Annotated in this window: 3 protein-coding genes and 2 pseudogenes; 4 read left to right on the top strand and 1 reads right to left on the bottom strand. The window is 54.0% G+C overall.

The window, feature by feature from the left end; translation table 11 throughout:
• Positions 1-297: 297 nt before the first annotated feature.
• Positions 298-501, top strand: a pseudogene (locus tag ACOTZP_RS23710) (DDE-type integrase/transposase/recombinase); the annotation flags it as partial.
• Between the two features lie 363 nt (positions 502-864).
• Here the strand turns inward: ACOTZP_RS23710 and tetR are convergent.
• Positions 865-1,506 carry a tetracycline resistance transcriptional repressor TetR gene (tetR, locus tag ACOTZP_RS23705; protein ID WP_013851373.1) on the bottom strand — a complete coding sequence of 214 codons (642 nt, stop codon included), beginning with the start codon at positions 1,504-1,506 and terminating at the stop codon, positions 865-867.
• Positions 1,507-1,633: 127 nt separating this feature from the next.
• On the opposite strand from tetR, the gene tet(A) reads away from it, so the two are divergent.
• The 3 genes and pseudogenes from tet(A) to ACOTZP_RS23690 all read left to right on the top strand — a co-directional run.
• Positions 1,634-2,833 (top strand): tetracycline efflux MFS transporter Tet(A), encoded by a 1,200-nt coding sequence (tet(A), locus tag ACOTZP_RS23700; protein ID WP_031942321.1) that lies wholly within the window; start codon positions 1,634-1,636, stop codon positions 2,831-2,833.
• Positions 2,834-3,347: 514 nt separating this feature from the next.
• Complete coding sequence (locus tag ACOTZP_RS23695) at positions 3,348-3,851, top strand: shikimate dehydrogenase family protein (RefSeq protein WP_013851371.1); 504 nt, start codon at positions 3,348-3,350, stop codon at positions 3,849-3,851.
• A 36-nt stretch (positions 3,852-3,887) separates the two neighbouring features.
• Positions 3,888-3,992 (top strand): annotated as a pseudogene (locus ACOTZP_RS23690) (IS6 family transposase); the annotation flags it as partial.

The following is a 3,992-nucleotide window of genomic DNA, read 5'->3' as shown; positions in this document are numbered from 1 at the left end:
GAATGATGTCACGCTGAAAATGCCGGCCTTTGAATGGGTTCATGTGCAGCTCCATCAGCAAAAGGGGATGATAAGTTTATCACCACCGACTATTTGCAACAGTGCCGGCCGAATGTCTGCAGCTCGGTGAATCGGACTTTACGCATGGAGATCTCCTCAGAGGACATAATTAGTATGTCGGAGGATCTCTAAAAGTGAATGGTTCGTTTTGCAGGGATACTTACATGGGGAAACAAGATGAAACTTGAATATATACAGATAAATTAGTGGTCTGGGCGTTCTCGTCAGAAGCAAACAGCCTGCTTGCAAAAACAAGCGCTGGCAATGGCTTGGCAGGGCCGAGGTTGCCCGGGAGGTATAATTTTCCATTCGGACCAGGGAACCCAATATTGCAGCCTGCCGTACCGGATTCTGGCCGCTCAATATGGAATGATGCTCAGCATGAGCCGCAGCGGGAACTGCTGGGATAATGCTTTGCAGAATGACTGTTCCGCAGTCTGAAATCGGAGTGGATACCACGGGGTGGTTATCGGGACAGGACTGAAGCTGCTGGCGATATTGTTCAGTATCAAGGGGTGAGTCCCGAGAGGCGAGACAAGTCAAGGGCGCAGGCTGCGATGCGCAGCACGACATAGCCGGTATTTCCCTGCGGTGCCCCACAAGTATCAATGAAAGCCTCCAACGCGAGCCATTCGCGAGAGCCTTGAGTCCACGCTAAATCTATCTTATCTGCGCAGGGCAGAATGTGAAGACGGCCGCCCTGGCTCTTGCCCGCCAGGCGCACGAGGCGGTGGAAAGGGGGAGGGGATGTTGTCTATATGGCTCTGCTGTAGTGAGCGGGTTGCGCTCCGACAGCGGTCCTGATCAATCGTCACCCTTTCTCGGCCCTTGAATGTTCCTCGCAACGAGCCTCCTTTTCGCCAATCCATCGACAATCACCGCGAGCCCCAGCTCGAACACTGCGTCCGGACCGGCTTCGTCGAAGGTGTCTATCACGGCCCGCAACAACGGAGCCTGTTCAATGGTGCCGCCGCGCTCACCGGCATCGCTGTCGCCGGCCTGCTCCTCAAGCACGGCCCCAACAGTGAAGTAGCTGATTGTCATCAGCGCATTGACGGCGTCCCAAGCCGAAAAACCCGCCTCGCAGAGGAAGCGAAGCTGCGCGTCGACCACTTCCATCTGCGGTGCGCCCGGTCTCGTGCCAGCATGGATACGCGCGCCATCGCGATAAGCGAGCAGCGCCTGCCTGAAGCTGCGGGCATTCCCGATCAGAAATGAGCGCCAGTCGTCGTCGACTCTCGGCACCGAATGCGTATGATTCTCCGCCAGCATGGCTTCGGCCAGTGCGTCGAGCAGCGCCCGTTTGTTCCTGAAGTGCCAGTATAACGCCGGCTGCTGAACCCCCAACCGTTTAGCCAGTTTGCGTGTCGTCAGAGCCTCTACGCCGACCTCATTCAACAGGTCCAGGGCGACACGGATAACTGTATTAGGCTGCAACTTTATCATGCTTGACACTTTATCACTGATAAACATAATATGTCCACCAACTTATCAGTGATAAAGGATCCGTGAGTTCTATCGGACCAGCGGAGGCTGGTCCGGAGGCCAGCGGAGGCTGGTCCGGAGGCCAGACGTGAAACCCAACAGACCCCTGATCGTAATACTGTGCACTGTCGCGCTCGACGCTGTCGGCATCGGCCTGATTATGCCGGTGCTGCCGGGCCTCCTGCGAGATCTGGTTCACTCGAACGACGTCACCGCCCACTATGGCATTTTGCTGGCGCTGTATGCGTTGATGCAATTTGCCTGCGCGCCTGTGCTGGGTGCGCTATCGGATCGTTTCGGCCGGCGGCCGGTCTTGCTCGTCTCGCTGTCCGGCGCCGCTATCGACTACGCCATCATGGCGACGGCGCCTTTCCTTTGGGTTCTCTATATCGGGCGCATCGTGGCCGGCATCACCGGGGCGACTGGTGCGGTAGCCGGCGCCTATATTGCCGATATCACAGATGGGGATGAGCGCGCGCGGTACTTCGGCTTCATGAGCGCCTGTTTCGGGTTCGGGATGGTCGCGGGACCTGTGCTCGGTGGGCTGATGAGCAGTTTCTCCCCCCATGCTCCGTTCTTCGCCGCAGCAGCCTTGAATGGCCTCAATTTCCTGATGGGCATTTTCCTTTTGCCGGAGTCGCACAAAGGCGAACGTCGACCATTACGCCGGGAGGCTCTCAACCCGCTCGCTTCGTTCCGGTGGGTCCGGGGCATGACCGTCATCGCCGCCCTGATGGCTGTCTTCTTCATCATGCAACTCGTCGGACAGGCGCCGGCCACGCTTTGGGTCATCTTCGGCGAGGATCGCTTTCATTGGGACACGAGCTTGATCGGCATTTCGCTTGCCGCATTTGGTATTCTACATTCACTCGCCCAGGCAATGATCACCGGCCCTGTAACCACCAGGCTCGGCGAAAGGCGGGCACTCATGCTCGGAATGATTGCCGACGGCGCAGGCTACATCCTGCTTGCCTTGGCGACAAGGGGATGGATGGCGTTCCCGATTATGGTCCTGCTTGCTTCGGGTGGCATCGGAATGCCGGCGCTGCAAGCAGTGTTGTCCAGGCAGGTAGATGAGGAACGTCAGGGGCAGCTTCAAGGATCTCTTGCGGCGCTCACCAGCCTGACCTCGATCGTCGGGCCCCTCCTCTTCACGGCGATCTATGCGGCCTCTATAACAACGTGGAACGGGTGGGCATGGATTGCAGGTGCCGCCCTCTACTTGCTCTGCCTGCCGGCGCTGCGTCGCGGGTTTTGGAGCGGCGTAGGGCAACGAGCCGATCGCTGATCGTGGGAACGATAGGCCTATGCCATGCGGGTCAAGGCGACTTCCGGCTACCCGTCTTTCAATCACAACAAGTACAGCAATATTAGGACTGCTTTTCGCTCACAGCGGACCTCTAACCCAGCCATCTTGTCCGCTTCGTTCTAAGAACAGACATCCCTCACTTCAGAATGTGTAGTCAACGGGGGACAGGACAATACGAATGTTCCACTAAAAAATACAGATGAGATAATTATTTACACCAAATTTTGGAGATTTATCGTTGTATCAGGTATTAAAAGTACAATTTAAATCTATTATATCTCGCAATAAGCCTGACATGTAGGTTTCTACAAATTCTCTAATTACGTTATTGACATATGAGCATTTGAAGGCGTAACCTTCAATCACTGTATGTAGATGTGTCTTCCCCTGTTGAGGTGGCTGATACAGCATTTCTACTTGCCATTAAACCAGTCTTTCATGTAATCCTATGTAAAATAGTCTGGTTAATTTATTTTACATACGGGTATCAGTGATGAATGAACTCAGTATTGTTAGTGGTAAATTGCAACTGTTGTCGATCATAGGTGACCCGATCGCTCAGGTCAGCGCTCCACTCATGATAAATGCCGCCATCCTTGAAAAACAAATCCCCGACACTTTGATGGTCCCTCTCCATATAAACTCTGTAGGTCTGCAAACCGCTGTCAATGGTCTGAAATGTATTCAGAATTTTCGTGGTGCCATTATAACGATGCCTCACAAACAACATGCGCTTTCATTAATTGATTCAGCCAGTGAATCTGCTATGGCAATCGGAGGATGCAACGTCATCAGGAGGAATGCTCAGGGCCAACTACATGGGGATATGCTCGATGGTGAAGGTTTCGTATCGAGCCTTTTGAAAAGAGGCTTCGATGTGACAGGTAAAAGAGTCTATCTAGCTGGAACAGGCGGTGCTGGCTCAGCTATTGCTTATGCTATGGCCGCCAAACAGGTTGGAGAATTAATTGGCACTGTTGCAAATAGTCGGTGGTGATAAACTTATCATCCCCTTTTGCTGATGGAGCTGTACATGAACCCATTCAAAGGCCGGCATTTTCAGCGTGACATCATTCTGTGGGCCGTACGCTGGTACTGCAAATACGGCATCAGTTACCGTGAGCTGCAGGAGATGCTG

The sequence above is a fragment of the Enterobacter cloacae complex sp. SYL001 genome (assembly GCF_049237025.1).
In the GTDB taxonomy this organism is placed as follows: domain Bacteria; phylum Pseudomonadota; class Gammaproteobacteria; order Enterobacterales; family Enterobacteriaceae; genus Enterobacter; species Enterobacter intestinihominis.
This window is presented reverse-complemented; position numbering and strand designations above follow the sequence as displayed.

Excerpts from the sequence above, each read along its gene's own strand:
- tetR (WP_013851373.1), bottom strand. The coding sequence starts at position 1,506 with ATGATAAAGTTGCAGCCTAATACAGTTATCCGTGTCGCCCTGGACCTG.
- ACOTZP_RS23695 (WP_013851371.1), top strand. The coding sequence starts at position 3,348 with ATGAATGAACTCAGTATTGTTAGTGGTAAATTGCAACTGTTGTCGATC.